General features: G+C 37.4%; 15 protein-coding genes. 7 read left to right on the forward strand and 8 right to left on the reverse strand.

All coding sequences use genetic code 11. The annotated features are described in order from the left end of the window. Positions 1 to 14: 14 nt before the first annotated feature. From A9996_RS04160 to A9996_RS04180, 5 genes are all read left to right on the forward strand, one after another. A complete protein-coding gene (locus tag A9996_RS04160) occupies positions 15 to 1,400 on the forward strand; it encodes an FAD-binding oxidoreductase (RefSeq protein ID WP_066431248.1) in 1,386 nt (461 codons plus the stop codon). A 298-nt stretch (positions 1,401 to 1,698) separates the two neighbouring features. Continuing rightward, positions 1,699 to 2,253 carry a hypothetical protein gene (locus A9996_RS04165; protein WP_066431249.1) on the forward strand — a complete coding sequence of 185 codons (555 nt, stop codon included), beginning with the start codon at positions 1,699 to 1,701 and terminating at the stop codon, positions 2,251 to 2,253. Positions 2,254 to 2,279: 26 nt separating this feature from the next. Continuing rightward, a complete protein-coding gene (locus A9996_RS04170; protein WP_066431251.1) occupies positions 2,280 to 2,549 on the forward strand; it encodes a hypothetical protein in 270 nt (89 codons plus the stop codon). Between the two features lie 156 nt (positions 2,550 to 2,705). Further along, on the forward strand, positions 2,706 to 3,143 hold the full coding sequence (locus A9996_RS04175) for a hypothetical protein (protein ID WP_066431253.1): 438 nt from the start codon (positions 2,706 to 2,708) through the stop codon (positions 3,141 to 3,143). A gap of 147 nt (positions 3,144 to 3,290) precedes the next feature. After that, on the forward strand, positions 3,291 to 4,496 hold the full coding sequence (locus tag A9996_RS04180; RefSeq protein ID WP_066431255.1) for an acyl-CoA dehydrogenase family protein: 1,206 nt from the start codon (positions 3,291 to 3,293) through the stop codon (positions 4,494 to 4,496). Between the two features lie 67 nt (positions 4,497 to 4,563). Here A9996_RS04180 and thiE read toward each other — a convergent pair whose 3' ends face one another. Then, complete coding sequence (gene thiE, locus A9996_RS04185) at positions 4,564 to 5,208, reverse strand: thiamine phosphate synthase (RefSeq protein WP_066431257.1); 645 nt, start codon at positions 5,206 to 5,208, stop codon at positions 4,564 to 4,566. Between the two features lie 324 nt (positions 5,209 to 5,532). Between thiE and A9996_RS04190 the strand changes: the two genes are divergently transcribed. Then, positions 5,533 to 7,041: a leucine-rich repeat domain-containing protein gene (locus tag A9996_RS04190; RefSeq protein WP_066431259.1), complete on the forward strand. Its 1,509-nt coding sequence runs from the start codon at positions 5,533 to 5,535 to the stop codon at positions 7,039 to 7,041. A gap of 23 nt (positions 7,042 to 7,064) precedes the next feature. Here the strand turns inward: A9996_RS04190 and A9996_RS04195 are convergent, their stop codons facing one another. From A9996_RS04195 to A9996_RS04225, 7 genes are all read right to left on the reverse strand, one after another. Next, positions 7,065 to 7,280, reverse strand: a complete 216-nt coding sequence (locus tag A9996_RS04195; protein WP_066431262.1) for a hypothetical protein — start codon at positions 7,278 to 7,280, stop codon at positions 7,065 to 7,067. Between the two features lie 138 nt (positions 7,281 to 7,418). Next, on the reverse strand, positions 7,419 to 7,853 hold the full coding sequence (locus tag A9996_RS04200; RefSeq protein WP_066431264.1) for a DUF4174 domain-containing protein: 435 nt from the start codon (positions 7,851 to 7,853) through the stop codon (positions 7,419 to 7,421). 413 nt (positions 7,854 to 8,266) lie between these two features. Continuing rightward, positions 8,267 to 9,289, reverse strand: a complete 1,023-nt coding sequence (locus A9996_RS04205; protein WP_066431266.1) for a toll/interleukin-1 receptor domain-containing protein — start codon at positions 9,287 to 9,289, stop codon at positions 8,267 to 8,269. Between the two features lie 643 nt (positions 9,290 to 9,932). After that, complete coding sequence (locus tag A9996_RS04210; RefSeq protein WP_083993839.1) at positions 9,933 to 10,502, reverse strand: DUF4251 domain-containing protein; 570 nt, start codon at positions 10,500 to 10,502, stop codon at positions 9,933 to 9,935. Between the two features lie 336 nt (positions 10,503 to 10,838). Next, on the reverse strand, positions 10,839 to 13,313 hold the full coding sequence (locus A9996_RS04215; protein WP_066431270.1) for a zinc-dependent metalloprotease: 2,475 nt from the start codon (positions 13,311 to 13,313) through the stop codon (positions 10,839 to 10,841). A 147-nt stretch (positions 13,314 to 13,460) separates the two neighbouring features. Then, positions 13,461 to 14,084: an NADPH-dependent F420 reductase gene (locus A9996_RS04220; protein WP_066431272.1), complete on the reverse strand. Its 624-nt coding sequence runs from the start codon at positions 14,082 to 14,084 to the stop codon at positions 13,461 to 13,463. A gap of 210 nt (positions 14,085 to 14,294) precedes the next feature. After that, positions 14,295 to 15,851: a DEAD/DEAH box helicase gene (locus A9996_RS04225; RefSeq protein ID WP_066431275.1), complete on the reverse strand. Its 1,557-nt coding sequence runs from the start codon at positions 15,849 to 15,851 to the stop codon at positions 14,295 to 14,297. Between the two features lie 111 nt (positions 15,852 to 15,962). On the opposite strand from A9996_RS04225, the gene A9996_RS04230 reads away from it, so the two are divergent. After that, positions 15,963 to 16,769 (forward strand): DUF1853 family protein, encoded by an 807-nt coding sequence (locus tag A9996_RS04230; RefSeq protein WP_066431278.1) that lies wholly within the window; start codon positions 15,963 to 15,965, stop codon positions 16,767 to 16,769. The last annotated feature ends 19 nt before the right edge of the window (positions 16,770 to 16,788 follow it).

Genomic DNA, 16,788 nt, shown 5'->3' on the forward strand with positions numbered 1-16,788 from the left:
TAAAACCAAGAATCATGTCAAATTCAGTAAAATCACTAGACCCTTCAATAATTGAAGCATTTGCCTCACAATTAAGAGGAAGCCTCATCCAACCATCGCACGCAGACTATCATGACACACGAAAAGTCTACAACGCCATGATTGATAAACGCCCAGGACTTTTCGCTATGTGTGTAGACGTTGCCGATGTAATTGCATCCGTGAATTTTGGCAGAGAAAACAATTTACTTGTTGCTGTCAGAGGCGGCGGACATAATGGCGGCGGATTAGGTCTTTGTGATGGCGGCTTAGTCATCGATTTATCTGGACTTAAATCGGTTCGTGTAGATACCTCAAACAATACCGTGAGAGTCGGTGGCGGAAACCTTTGGGGAGAAGTAGACCACGCCACACATCCTTTCGGATTGGCGGTGCCTTCAGGCATCATTTCTACAACTGGTGTTGGTGGCTTGACCCTCGGTGGTGGCGTTGGCCATTTATCTCGGAAATATGGATTGACCATCGATAATTTATTGGAAGCAGATTTGGTGCTGGCGGATGGCTCTTTTGTTACGGTCAATAAAGACCAAAAAACAGATCTGTTTTGGGCAATTCGTGGTGGTGGCGGAAACTTCGGCATTGTCACGTCATTTAAATTTCAAGCGCATCCTTTAAAAACAGTGATTGGTGGACCCACCTTATTTCCTATTGAAAAAACAGAAGAGATTATGGCATGGTATCATGATTTTATCATGAATGCGCCAGATGACTTAAATGGTTTTATCGCGACGATGGTTATTCCTGGAGCGCCTTTTCCTAAAGAATTGCACAACAAAAAATTCTGCGCCATTGTATGGTGCTATACGGGGAGTCAAGAAGAGTTTGACACACTTTTCAAAACAGTATTAGACCTCAATCCCGTGTTTGCGCATGTTGGCGAAATGCCTTATCCTGCAATACAGGCCCTATTTGACGGCTTTTTCCCTCACGGTTTACAATGGTATTGGCGAGCCGATTTCTTTAAAGAATTAAGTCCAGAAGTAAGCGTGCAACATTTAAAGTTCGGTTCTAAAATACCAACGCCCTTATCACAAATGCATTTATATCCTATCAGTGGTGCCGCAAGTAGAGTAGGCGCGGAAGAAACGCCTTGGGCGTATCGAGATGCCAATTATGCAGGCGTCATTGTTGGCGTAGATCCAGATCCTAAAAATGCGGATACAATTACGAATTGGTGTAAAGACTATTGGGAAGCATTACATCCCTATTCATCGGGCGGTGCGTATTCCAATTTTTTGATGGATGAAGGGCAAGAACGTGTGAAAGCCAGTTACAAACATAATTACGAGCGATTGTTAAAAATCAAAGCCGCCTATGATCCAGGGAATTTATTTAGGGTGAATCAGAATATTAAGGTGTGATAGGCATCATTTAATTGTTGATCACCAAATCCACGCAACTTTTTCAGCGCTTCCATAACAAAAGCAACAACCTGACTTTATACCCTTTTTTTGCCATACCATAAGTTGGCCCTATAATGCAGGCATGAAATGAATTCTATGTAATCATTTTTTTATATATTTACTTAACCACTTTATTATGAGTGATTAAGATCTCCCCACGTAAGAATTACAATTGTACAATCAATACCCTTTGTTGGGTATGTTCTCTCGATTTAACCTGTAATATTTTTATAACTAATACTCTGTTACCAACGTCATGAAAAAACTAATGATCATCTTCGTCATCCTGCTTATAAGTGGTTGTGCAACCATTCCACCCGAAATCACAAAGGCTCATTCCAAAGAATTAGAAATTATTGAGGCTTTAAAAGTGTCTCATTTGGCTATGGTGGACTCGTTCATTGATCAAAAAATCACAGTGTTTGAAAACTTCTTCTTTTCTAAATATGGACCAGTGTTTCGCGCCAACTGGATGGCATCTTTCAAGGAAATAAATAATCGAGAGTATGACGAAGAGCAGGATTTCCCGAGTTTGTATAATGACTTGGTGGCTGAATACCAAGAACTCATTGCACCAATTGAAAAGATCAGATTCGATTTAAAAACCTCTATAACGACAGAATATACCAATGCAGTTTCCTTGCACACTACCACTGGAAATTGGATAGAGAACCTCAAAAAGTTAAATGATTCTCAGCGTAAAACAATTAATTCTACTTTAGACACCATTAAACCAGGACTGTCGATAGATGCCATTAACATTGCTGTTGAAGAAGCAATTACTAAAGTTAAAGCTAAGTATCAATTGTAAAATAATGATTAACTAATTATAAGATTATGGCAAAAAAGAGCGAAATAGGCGAAGCCGCAAGTGAAAAGAGCAAGAAAATTTTTGCAGATGAAATTTCAAGCTTGACCATGTTAACTGCTGAAGAGATTCTAACACTATTTCCAAAGGAAACAGATAGAAAGGAACTTGAAGAACTTTTGAAAATAATTAATGCTGATAGTGAAGATAAAGTTAAGCAGCAAAAATTGGTTGACAACATTAATAAAATAAGCGGTGCAATCCTGACAATTGGAAAGAAATTTATTGGTGTGGTTTGAAAACCGAAATAAAAGTACCTATGACTTTAGATTAACTTACCGCTGACACAGGTCAGTAGGTTTTCAGATCTTAATAATTTATCAAATACTGATATTAAGGATTTTAAATGTTATTTGAAGAGATTGAAAGTTTAATAATATTCTAAATTATTTATTATGGCTTCACAAAATTACTTCTCCCTTTACCGAGAAGCGGCAGGACCTTCTATTTTTAAATCAGATTCAGAAGGTGATACTACTGGGACTGGTCCAAAAGCAATATTTCAATGGTTAGCACTTTTTTTAGGTGTATTAATACAACCATTTTATGCCTTTTATAAAGAGGCTAGAAATCTAGGTTCTCTAGGTGAAGTCTACCAAGATTATTACTTTGTATTGTTTGCAATAATAGTTTCTGTAGTTGCTTTTCCTAGTGTTTATAGAAATTCTTTCGATGTTAACAGGCCCAAATGGATGCAGTTAATTCCAGTATTTACAGCGGGTTTGGGCTGGCAAACTATTGTTGATACTGCGGTAGAAATAGCAAGCTCATCGCCACAGAAAGTAGAATCTGTTACTGCTGTATTAAATTTTATCAATAGCATATTAGTCTAAAAAACTATCATGCAAAAAATGCAATTATAACTTGAAGCCTATTTGTCCTATAATGTATTTGCTTTATGTAACTTGAACTATATTCACTAGATTTTACTTAAATTTCTGATTTGTTGAATCTTTCACTAAACCAAAAAATCAGGTTATATGTTACAGAACGTTTTATTAGCACGCGAAATATACGCATCAGAAGAACATCAAATGATGCAAACAATGATCCGGGATTTTATACACAATGAAATTATAGATCAAACAGATGCATGGGAAAAAAATGGGATGGTGAGCAGAGACATCTGGGAACGTGCAGGAGCTTTGGGTTTACTATGCATAGATATGCCTGAACAGTATGGTGGCAGTGGTTTGGATTTCAGCTTTAACGCCTTATTTATTGAAGAATTAGCAAAGGAAGGCATCAGCGGACCAGGTTTTTCATTACATTCTGATATTGTTGCGCCCTATCTCGTAAAGTATGGTACCAAAGCCCAAAAGCAAAAGTATCTCCCGCCAATGGCTACCGGAAAAATGATTACTTCCATCGGTATGACTGAGCCCAGCTGTGGTAGTGATCTTCAGTCTATCACAACAAACGCCGTAGATAAAGGCGACCACTATCTGGTAAACGGACAAAAAACCTTTATTACCAATGGGTATATGTGTGACATGTCTGTCGTTGCAGTTAAAACCAACGTAGGAACAGCCAAAGAAGGTGTGTCTTTATTGATTATGGAAAGTACTTTTGAAGGTTTTGAAAAAGGGGTGCCTTTCAAAAAAATAGGGATGAAAGCCCAAGATACCTGCGAATTGTTCTTTGATAACGTAAAAGTTCCAAAAGAAAATTTATTGGGTGAAGAAGGCTCAGGATTCAAAATTATGATGACCGAATTGGCTAGAGAGCGTTTGACAGTAGCGCTCAATGCTATTGGTGGCGCAGAAGGCGCCATTGAAAAAACGATTGCCTATACCTCGACAAGAACTGCTTTTAAACAGCCCATTGCCGGATTTCAAAACACACAATTTAAATTGGCCGAATGTGCCACACAATTACAAGTGCATCAAGCTTTTTTAGACCGCTGCACACTGTTAGTGTCAAGTCATCAACTCACTGCTGAAAGCGCATCCATGGCGAAATATTCTGCCACAGAAATGCACAATAACGTGGTAGATGAGTGCTTGCAGTTATTTGGAGGATATGGGTATATATGGGATTATCCAATTGCCCGTATGTATGCGGATAATAGGGTAGCCAGAATTTACGCTGGCACAAATGAGATCATGAAAGTATTGATTGCCCGTGGTTTGTTTAAAGAATTGTTTCAAGAAATGAAAACGAAGAAAAGAGAAAAAACAAAATAAATTTATCCAAAACCAGTGTGCAAATCCTTATTCTGGATTCTTAATACTTTGTACTAAATACTGAATTCTATTCAAACGTATGCCTTTGTTCCGCGGTTGCAGAGGCATTCAGTAATTGATTAAATAATTTTACGGTATTAAAATCGCGGGTAATTTCTCCCGATACCGCAATTCCCGAAATACCTGTTTCTAAAATAGCTGTAACATCATCTGTGGTGATGCCACCAACACCAATAATGGGCGTTTCCGTTTCTAAGACGTCCATAATCGCGGTATAGCCGTTTAATCCTAGAACCGGAGCCAAATTATCTTTGGTTGTCGTCAACCTAAAAGGCCCTAAACTGATATAATCAACTTCCTTGGTAAGTAATGCTTCACAATCTTGCAAAGTATTTGCTGTGCCGCCAATCATTTGCCAAGTGTATAAATGTTTTCTCGCTAGAGTAGGGCAGGCGTCTGTTTTTCCTAAATGGACACCATCAGCTTTGACGGTTTTTGCTATTTTGTAATAATCGTTTATAAGTAACCGGGTTTGAAAATGAGAAGTAATTTCTCTCGCTTCCCCAGCTATTTTTAAGACTTTTTTTTCTGACACATTTTTTAAACGCAATTGTACTAATTCTGCACCAGAAGAACACGCCTTTTGAATGTTTTCCAAATGTTCTTTCGGAGAGTTTCCTTGAGATATGTAATGGAGTTTAGGGATGATCATAACTTAGATTTTTTGCTATTGGGTATATTTTTGGCAAGGTACATATTTTAGGTGCGACATCATTCGGAAACATGGCCTGTAAAGTCCGAGGACCGTCAGAGATACCATTTTAACTACATTTAAAGGTTTATCGACACCAGTTTTATTATGTCAAATAGATTCAAAAATCTAGGTTGTTACATATCTTGCACAATTTGTTACATATGTTATATTGCTTATATACAAAGAGATATACCTTTATAATTGAAATGTAATTGTCCCTTGCAAAAGCGATTCCTTTGCCTTTCAAATCAAAACATAATTTTAATAGTTAAACCTTTATAAATGAAAAAACAACTACTCACTTTGTTATTTATTTTATTTGCGTCTTTAATTTCAATAGCGCAAACCACTGCAATTCCTGATCCAAATTTTGAACAAGCTCTTATTGATCTAGGCCTTGATTCCGGTCCTATTGATGGCGTAGTTACAACAGCAAATATTGAATATAATGTCTCTTCTTTAAATGTTTCTAATAAAAACATAACCGACTTAACAGGAATTGCAGATTTTGTTAATCTGAAACAATTATACTGTCAAGATAATAAGATTACCTCTTTGGATCTATCACAAAATTTAGCACTGGCATTTCTTGCTTGTTATAACAACGGAATGACAAATTTAAATCTGAACGGTAACATATTTCTAAAAAGTTTAAGCTGTTATAACAATCAATTAACGACTTTGGATCTGAGCTCGTTAGACAAACTCGATTACCTAAGGTGTGATCAAAATCAACTGAAAGCTTTAGATGTGAGCAATAACAAAGAGCTAAAAGTTCTTTACTGTTGGAACAACGAAATAGAAACATTAGATGTGAGCCTATTAACAAGGTTGGAGTTCCTTAATTTTTCAAATAATCAAATTTCAACACTAGATGTTAGCAATGCACCAAACCTTGAAGATTTGGTATGCTTTAGTAACAATCTAACTACATTGGATGTGTCACAAAATCCGAAGTTAATTAATTTAAATTATGGAAATAATAAAATGACAACAGCTGTTGACGTTACTCAAAACTTAGCGCTGGAACAATATTACTGTTATGAGAATGGTCTAACAAGTATTGATGTGTCAAAAAATGTGGCTTTGAAAAACTTAGGATGCTATAGAAATGAATTAACTGAGATTGATGTTTCTGGTAATCCCAAATTAGAAAGGCTATTTTCTTATATCAACCCGCTTACAACTAATCTCGATCTTACCAATAACCCACTTTTGGAACGTTTATGGTGTTATGCAAATGGACTTACAGCTCTAGATTTAAGCCAAAACGTATTAATTGAATCTTTGCAATGTGGTGGTGGTGATCCAATAACGAGTTTAGATTTAAGTAAGCAAACAGCGTTAACTTTTGTGAATGTTGGAGCTGCTCAATTAACGGAGTTAGATTTACGAAATGGTAATAACACAAATATCACTGATTTTAGAGCTGGCGGGAACCCAAACCTAACGTGTATTTTAGTGGACAACGCCGCATATAGTAGCACTAATTGGACAGTAAAAGATAACGCAAGCACTTTTGTGGAAAGCGAAGTGGCTTGTAGGGCTTTGAGTATAGGTGATGCTGATTTGGCAAATTTTACTGTGTATCCAAATCCTGCAAGAAATTTTATTAATATTAGCTCATCCACACCAATTTCAAAAATAGAAATTTATTCGCTTTTAGGAACCAAGGTTCTTGAAACCCTACAGACAGAACAAATAAATATCAGTACATTACCCGCAGGCGTTTACATATTAAATGCTCATACAAAAAATGCTAAAACTGCTGCTAGGATTATAATTAATTAAAATTTACGAAAGCATAAATGAATTCAAATTTCAAAACCTAGCGGCACTAATTCCCAACCAGACAAACATTCCTTATGGAGGTTTTCCAAATGTTTATTGGAAAGCTTCCTTGAGATTTGTAGTTCAAACGCATTATTATAAATAATAAGTAACAGCACTTTAATTTTAAATGTGGTCATTAAATCGATAGTTGAACCCTCTAAATCTAAGACTGGTATTGAAGTTATGACGTTGTTCATTTTAGATGTTGCTGCGTTTGGAAATGGCTGCAAAGTCAGGGATTTAATGCTTTTAAGTGTTTTTAATCAAAACTATTTAATGGTTACGTTTTCAATAGTATTTTGATCCACCAACATCTTTTGAGGTCAATCTGATCCTTAATTTTTATTGCGCTTTATCTCAGATCTTCTCATAGGCATGCCATCAATAGTCACAAAGATATCCTCCATAGGAGTGAGGCTGTATGTACGCAGTTTGATGCTCCCATCAAGACCAATTAACACTAGTTCAAAACCACTATCCTTTGATATGTATTTTTTGTACAAAGAACCACCAGTATTCCAACGGTCATCATTGGCGTTAAAATTTTTATAAGCGTCTGGGGAGGCAAGATAGATTTGTAGTTTTCGTTCTTCAAGTCCCGGTCGATTGTTTTCAAATAGCTGAACTTGTTTCTTAAAAGCATCACTAGAAGAATCTGTAGTTAAAACAATCAATATCCTTTCTTTCCATTGGTGGGAAGACATGTTTTGGGCGACTGTAGCGAAGGTTGTTAGAAGAATCATGAGTATGGAAAACACTATTTTTTTCATCTTCTTAAGATAAGGAATTAATTTGGAATTGATATAAAGAAGAAACTCATTCCGATGGCTTGATTGAAGTAAATGTTGCTGTTTTTAAATTATTTTGTATGAGCGAAATTTAATAATGATTGTGAGCTTTTTTTAATGCAATCATTTCAAATGTTACCTATTAAATCTAATTGTGATAAGTCTAAAGGTGTTAAATCTGTATCTATGTGAACTAAAATAAAAGGTTCAATTCGCAATTCTATTTAAACACATGTGCCTAATAATTGTTCTATAATTTATATTATGTAAAATAGAATATTTGGAGTACCTTATAAATCATGCACTTCGCCATCCTTCATTTTATTCCTCCTCTTTTATCTTTGTTTCCATTGATGACCTTCACTGCAATTGGATCTTCAGAACTATTATTAGTATTAATACCGAACTCCGGCCCAGATATTATTGTTTACGTCCACCCAAACATCATAGACTAAAAGTTTTTGGCCCGGCTGTACAAATAAACCGTTACGCTCATAATTTTCTCCTTCGTAGAGTTCGCTTTTAAACAATGGAGTTATGATATCTTCGTATTGTGGTGGTGTCGTTTGATCCCCAGCATAATACAGATGCTTACTGAAATTAAAATCGCCACCCTTGCTACCATACCAAACTGCTGCGGTTTTGGGAAGGAATTTGTTTATTTCACTATAAGCATCCGTATAATATTTTGTTGTTTTTCCGTAGTGATATAAAAAGGCAATATAACTGTCCAAATTATTTTTAGTGTAAGTGCTATTCCAATCTTGGTCCTCGACCGTTGTATTGAGCTGAGTTTCTTGATAGGCGTTTTCTGAATCATAGTCACCACCGTCTATGTTGTCAGAATCTGGAGTGAATACAGCTACTAAAAGAATAATAAAAGCCACGACCATTATGCCGCCCAAAATAATGCCTCCGATTATATATACAAGATTATTGTTAGACTTTGGCTTCGGTGTTGGAAAAACTGGCGCCGTATGTTGTTTTGGAGGAACAAAAGTTCCCTTTGGTACCTGTACAGTGTCATCATCCATTAATTGAAGGTTGATATCCTTTACCAACCTTTCAAATCCCAAATCGTGGCCAAGGATTGCAAAATCAATGAATTGTTTCCGCGCCAAGCGCATGGGCACATTGCACTCCTCTATTTTTATAGGGTTGACGCTTTTCCCTAAACTCAACGCGTAGGACATCTCATCTTTTACATTTTCTGAAGCCACCGAGGTCTTTGACAGAATAAGAATCAGAGCGTCTGCATTTTTTATTTCCTCTTCAATGGTGTCGTCCCAATCATTGCCTGTCATTATATTTTTGTCAAACCAAACATCAAAGCCCTGTTGGCGAAGTGCCTGTACAAGCGATGATACATACTCTGTATCCTTTTTGGAATAACTGATGAATATCTTTTTTGAAGCCATAACCTGAAGTTTTAAAATTTTAGCTCACGTTGTACAAAATTCTAAAGGAGAATATTTTTGTAATCCAAATTTACAAAGACTAAGGATTTTTTCAAATGTTGCCTTGTCACAGACATGTTTCTCAACAATTACTCGCAATATCAATCAAAAAGCTCATCTTGATTGCATAAGAGCATTACCGTCAAATTTTGAAATTAAATTACGATAAAAAATTGACTTTAAGGGATTTAATAAATGGTTCTTCTATGCTTTCGGCACCTATCAAACGGGTAAGGTCATTGAATGCATCGGAGTACCTCGATTTTTTTTCAGAAATTCCTGCCATTTTCGCGGCTTTTACTTCATAGTTATGAATTTTTCAACATACTATATTTAGCGATGTACCGCGCTGATTGGAGTTTTCCACATACTGTAAAATGGGTCTTTTTGGGTGCGCTACCTGTTTTGGTGGAAAAATGGATTAGCGCTGGGTTGGTCTTCATTTAATCGACTTAGAAGAGTGAGTTTAATTGCGGGAAAATAAACCAGTTTGTAGTCTGGATGAGTTCGGCCATCAATTGGGATTGCTTATAATATTTAATTTTATTCAGTCAAGTTTGGGTTGAAAAAGTGTTCAAATATTTTGGTCTGTACCTACCCCCTGTTAATCCTTAACCTCTTCCAGTGGACTTACACGTCCTGTGTATTCAATAGAACTTCTTGTTGTAGATTGTATTCTTATAGTACTTCTGTTATTTGGATATAGTGTGATCATGACATTATAATGTTCATTGCTGCGATGTTCGTCGTCAATTTTAAACCGAATATCAACCGCATGTTTTCTATTGTCATTTACAACTTTATAATTTTCGGGTACGTCATTAAATTCGATACCTGAATGGTTTCCGTTATAACCGCCACCAAAATTCTGTTCTCCAAAATAGGGTAAATACCCCTGAATGCTGTCGCCTTTAATGATCAATCTGTTGGCGTTTGTTGTAAGATCAATATTATTAGCACTGTTTCCTGGACCTAAAATATTGGAATTTGCCACTCGGCTAAACGCTGCACTCGCAAATGGCGACGCACTATTGGAGACTATCTCCAAAGATTTTGAAGCTATCAAATCCTGTAAATTTTGATACGCTTGGTTCTCTTGTTCGGTATAGTTTCTGTTGGAGCCACAGCCCATAAGTAACACGAATACCACACTATATAATAAGACTTGTTTCATAATTATTAATTTACGACATCTACTTGAAATTAGATTGATTTTGCGTGCTAAACTATTCTTAAATTTTTCTCGCAGAGGCGCGGAATAGTGTTTCTCGCAGAGGCGCCGAGTCGCGGAGTTGGTTGTTGCAGAATTGTAAATTCTCGCAGAGTCGCAGAGTCGCAGAGTCGCAGAGGGCAGGTAGGTTGCTGAAAACTCTATGTATCCCTTTTTGATTTTAAAAAAACGCAAAGCACTGAACACTAGTGCTAACTAGATAAGTCCACTAAAAGAAAAGGGTTAATTACAGTCGCCTGCAAATAACCCAATTTCTTTACTACTCTACAAGGGTAGATTCTATTTAGGATCTAAAATCAATTCAATCCGCTTTACAGCATCTTGATAATGGTATTTGGTTTCTGTATTTGAAACCGAGTTTTTACGGCTGTTCAATTGAGTTTTGAGTGTATTCAATTCGCCTCTAACCAAAGCCCTGACATCCGACTGATCAACATTATAGTAATCTCCAAAACGACTTGGTTTCAAAACTTCGGTCATTAAATACGCCATACGCTCAATATAAGCACGTTGCAAATTACGACGGTAAACATCTACGGTTTGGTTGCCGCTCAGCTCTTTCCAAATGCCTTTGCGCACGTCTTGCAACATCTCCAACGTTGAGTAATTATCCTCGCTGATGGCGCTTCCGTTAATCAATCTTCCCATCACATCAAAAGCAAGGATGCTGTTGAGATGTCTTGCTTGGGCACTTCTAAACATTTCTGTATACCCAGTGTGATCGATGTTACGGAGAATATTAAAGTTAACCATCCACGTTGGTGTTGCAAAAGCATTGTCGTGTAACCATGCCATCGCTTCATTTTGATCAGCTTTTGAGGCTGCTGTATAAATCACGCCGCCTTGGTTTGGTTTTTTAGTGTCTTCATAAACGCCACCAATATGAGTGGTAACGTGACCGATATAGCGGTTCCAAACACCCAACAACTCCCCTTGCAATTCTTTTAAATCGTCATAATCATTGCTTTTGTCACTGGTCCATTCTGGAAGATGCTCTGCCACATATTTTAAATTTTTGAGTCCGTAGCTACTGGCTTTTATAGAATTATTGCCAATATCCTCAGTTTGTGATGACGGATCAAAACGACTGCTTTGTTTGCCATATTTATAACGCGGATCGTCTGCTTTATCTAAGATCCATTTATTCAAGGTTGGGGTCTCCCCTTCTGTAGTTGCACCATTAATATAGCGGTAGCCCCAATTGGTCGCATAATGATCATAAGGTCCCATCTGACGGATAAAACGTACATTCTCATCTCCAGGTTGGGCTATATAATTGTAACGTGCATAATCCATTATACTTGCGGCAATTCCGTTTTCTCTTGTGAAAGCGCCATTACGGTAACTTTCCACATCATAGGCATTACTGGCGCCCATATTATGCGGAAATCCTAAGGCATGACCCACCTCATGGGCAATCACCATGCGCATCATTTCTCCTATTTCTTCATCGCTGGTATTTAAAGTGCGTGCCGTCGGGTTGGCAGCACCAGTCTCAAGCATGTAACGGTTTCTGTACGAACGTAAATGGTTATGGTACCAAATGATATCACTTTCAATGATTTCCCCGGTCCGCGGATCAGACACACTTGGCCCTACGGCATTTCTTGTGGTGCTTGCCACATAGCGTACTACGGAATAACGGATATCCTCCGGACTGAAATCTGGATCTTCTTCAAAACTAGGTGGATCTTTCGCAATGATGGCATTTTTAAAACCAGCCGTTTCGAAGGGTTTGTTCCATTCTTCAATGCCTTTTTTTATGTATTTACGCAGCTTTTCAGGTGTTGCAGGATCTAGATAATAGACAATTGGTTTGATAGGCTCAACCAATTCGCCACGATTATAAGCGGCAAGATCTTTGGGTTCCAAACGCCAGCGGCGGATGTATGTTTTTTGGTCTGATTTTAAAGCTTCACTGCTATAATCATATTGACTGACAGTGAAAAAGCCCACACGCGGATCAGCAAGTCTCGGCTGCATTGGTATGGATGGCAATAAGACCATAGACTGGTTCATTTGCAGACTAATGGTTTCTGTTTCCGGAAGCATCGGAGGTTTTGCAGCGTTGTAGCTAAAATCTTGTACGACTTCAATATTCAACGGAAAACTTTTTGCCGAGGTGATAAAACTACGGGAATCATCTAAATTGCGCACTTTGTAAGTCTCCCGCAAACTGCTTGACAAACCGCTGATGGCCTTTACATCACTGCTGTAAAATTTGGTCACATCAATAACCACTGCTGATGAATCTTTGTTAAAAGCTGCAATATCAAAAGCATATAAGATGGGTTCATAATTATTTGCCTTTACGGAAATGTTGATAGGCAAACTGTCATTGGCCACGGCGTTATACGATTTGACTTTGATTACTATTTTGTCTTGAAAACGCTCCCAGTTGATGAGTTGCTCATTGGCTTTAGAACCGGCGTTGACATAGCCTCCACCAAGATCAGAAGGTAATTTAGCAATACGACTCACGAGCAGCATGTCTTTATTGAGCAAGCTGTCCTGAATCTCAAAGAAATAGGTGTCCTTTATTTTATGGACCTTAAACAGACCTTCATCAGTCACGGCATCTTTGGTGATCACCTTGTCATAGGGTTTGATGGCCTCCTCTTTCTTTTTTTCAGGTGCTGGTGCCTCTACCTGATTTTTTGACTTCCTTTTTTTGTTTTTTGTGGATTGTGCATGGGTTGCCAGTGGATTTATAAGACAGCCAACAAACAGTGCTAAAAGACATAGTTTCTTCATTCGTTAATTTGTTTTATTAAGGTTGATAAAGATAGGAATAAGTTTTTAACAAGGATAACTTGACTATGTAAGTTGGAACTTATTGAAAATAAAAATGACCTTATCAGTTTATAGATAAGGTCATTTTTGTATGTACTATAATTTATGTTAGAGCATCGCTTCCAATTCTGCCCTATTCACAGATTTGCCATATATTTTCTGGTCAGGATCCATGATTTTAGTTTTGCTCAAATCGCCCACATAAACGGCATCGAAACCAATGTCTTCTATCAGTTGTCGGGTCACTTGTTTACTGTCTTCATCCTGTGCAGCATACGGAATCGCAATCCTATCCTGATCTCTCCAGGCTCTATTTTTGAGATGCTCTGCTTTGATCGTATTAAAAGCCTTAGCTGTTTTTGCAGTCCCAAATTTCATCGCCGTATATTCTGATGCATTTTCATTCCCGTCCCTAACGTCTTGTGCCATTTTTCCATCGCGTTCTGGATATGGATTTGTAGCATCAATAATCACCCGGTTGCCATATTCTCCTGCATACAATTCTGCTAACTGGTCAATCGCCTTAAAAGGGACGGCTAGCAAATACACATCAGCATTAGCTTCAAATGCTTTTTCAACACTCACTGCTTTCGCATTCCCTTCGGTCTCTCTGATCAAATTACTTAATTCTTCTGGGTGACGTGAACTGAAAAGTACCTCATGGCCCGCTTTGGCCCAATGTTTTCCTAAATTTCCACCAATATTTCCGCTACCTATAACTCCTATTTTCATGTATCTACCTATTATGTAATGTTATTGATTATTTTTTTATCGCCGTTGGCAACACAGCCTTGAAGTTCAAGGTCTACAATAACCCTAAGATATGTTGATATCAGAAAGAAACGTTGTTGGAATGCACAAGATGTTGACCCAATCCGTGTTTGGTTAGGGTAAATGAAAATCTTAGACTATAAAATTTAAAGGTAATTGAAGTTTGTTTGATTATTCTTCAGGTGGATGGCCATGGATGTCTTCAAACACCGTATCAAAGTTTTCTCTGATGTAAGCACGAAGTTTCATCCGGTAATCGTCATGCAGCCATTTCACAAAGTTATAGGTACTTTTACTGATGCACTGTGTGTAACGTTCCAAGCGGTGATTGATATCATCTTCCAACAATTTCATCAAGGCCAACGCATCATAAACATCTTCACTATTTTCAACACATATATGAGTGTGGTGTGCGATAGACTGCTCTAAAAGCACTTTTGAAGAATCGCCTTTATTGACAGAATCGATATAGGCCTGTTTCATGTCAAAATACACCTCTTCAGAATTGGCAAATTCCTTACGGATGGCATCAGGCATCTCATATCTAAAATTGGATTCAATATCGTCATCGTTAACAAGACTATCCAAGTAATAGTTAGGAGAACCAAAGATTTTATTCCAATCAATATCAGCACCCCATGGTCCAAAACGGTGGAGGTTGTTGCCCAAATCGATGATCTTAAAGACTTCTTTATCTTTATAGATACGTGACCCACGCCCTACCATTTGATAATATAATGCCAATGATTTAGTAGCTCTATTAAGGATGATGGTATCTACGGAAGGCTCATCAAAACCTGTAGTCAAAATACTCACGGATGATAAAATAGCATTTGGGGTTTCCTTAAACCATTTCAAAATCATCTTACGCTCCTTTTTGGTAGCTGTATTATCTAAATGGGCAATAGTATACCCAGCTCTTTTAAAGGTGTCATAAACATGTAGAGACGTATTGATGCCATTGTTGAAAATCAGCGTTTTCTTATTTAGCGAATGTTGCTCATAAGCATACACCACTTTTCTCAACATGTCTGTATTGGTATACAAATCTTCAGAAGATTTTACAGTATAGTCACCATTGGAGCCTATTTCCAAAGAGGTCAATCCCACATTATACTGATAGGTTTCTGCTGGAGATAGGAACTTATTTTCAATGAGTGATTCAATGGTTTCACCCGTAATAAGTTCATTATAATTGTCCTTCATTGGCAAATCTTTATTAGAGCTCAACGGCGTTGCCGTAACGCCCAAAATAAAGGATTTTTCGAAGTATTTGAAGAGTTTTGTAAATGAGTTGTAATGGGCCTCATCAATGATAACCAAGCCAACGTCAGAAATATCCAACATGTCTTCTTGAAGTCTGTTGTTCAGGGTTTCCACCATCGCCACAAAGCAGCTGTAATCTGCCTGATCATCCAAATTGGCCTTACTGTCCACCACTTTATTGGTGACATTAAATTCCGTCAGCATTCTTGAGGTCTGTTTCAACAATTCAATACGGTGGGTTAAAATCACTACTTTCTTATCGTGATTTTTGATATATTGTCTCACAAATTCAGAAAAAATAACCGTTTTTCCACCACCAGTAGGCAATTGGTAAAGCAAATGGTAATCTTCAGGAGCTTCATCAAAAGCTTTAAACACCTTGTCGATAGCTTTTTTCTGGTAATTGTATAAATCTTTACCGGTTTGACGTTCTAAATTTTCTGAAAGAGTTTTTACAGACATTGGTAATGTGGCTTAGGCGATTGGAATATTAAGAAGCTACAAAGGTAAGTGTATTAGAGGGGTATTACAATTTTTAGTCTAAAAGATATTTGTAATTTGCGAAGGTTAATCATGGATTTAAACAATTTACAACGCAATTTCGAGGGGTATTTGAACACTCCAATATTATGGTGTGATGATGATTTATATCGTTTAAAACCTTATATACTAAGGACTAGCGCCCCTGAACCATTTGAAGAACATCTTGGTCATAATCTCAGACTTGGGAAAATGGTGGAGCGATTTGTGTTCCATCAACTGGCAGCTGACCTCTCATGCACTATTTTAGCTGACAACATACAGATACAAGATGGTAAGCGAACAATTGGCGAATTGGATGTACTCCTTATGACTAAAGCTGGCCCCGTCCATTTAGAAATTATCTATAAATTTTACCTGTATGATCCCGATGAAGGCGATACTGAAATTTCACATTGGATCGGTCCGAATAGACAAGATGCATTGGTTCAAAAACTCAGCAAGCTCAAAGAAAAACAGTTGCCTCTCCTCTACCATCCCAAAACTCAACCCTTACTTGAACATTTAGGTCTTGCCCTCACTAAAATTAAACAAGAAGTGTTATTTAAAGCCCAATTATTTTTGCCGCTTGATCTTAAAGACGCAGTATTTCATAAATTGAATCCGGCATGTGTTGTCGGGTTTTATATCAGGAGAGATCAACTTTGTCGGTTTAAAAGTGCTCAATTTTTTATTCCCGAAAAAGGAGATTGGATCATGAATTGCCATGAAAATGTAGCTTGGTTGGATGATGTCGATTTTACAACTGAGGTCAATACCTGGCTCGATAAAAAGCGGTCACCTTTGTGCTGGTTAAAGGAGGGTGACACTATTGAAAAATTCTTTGTGGTCTGGTGGTGATTTGTGTGCTCAGTTGATC

It is taken from the genome of Gelidibacter algens, from assembly GCF_001678675.1.
Lineage (GTDB): Bacteria > Bacteroidota > Bacteroidia > Flavobacteriales > Flavobacteriaceae > Gelidibacter > Gelidibacter algens.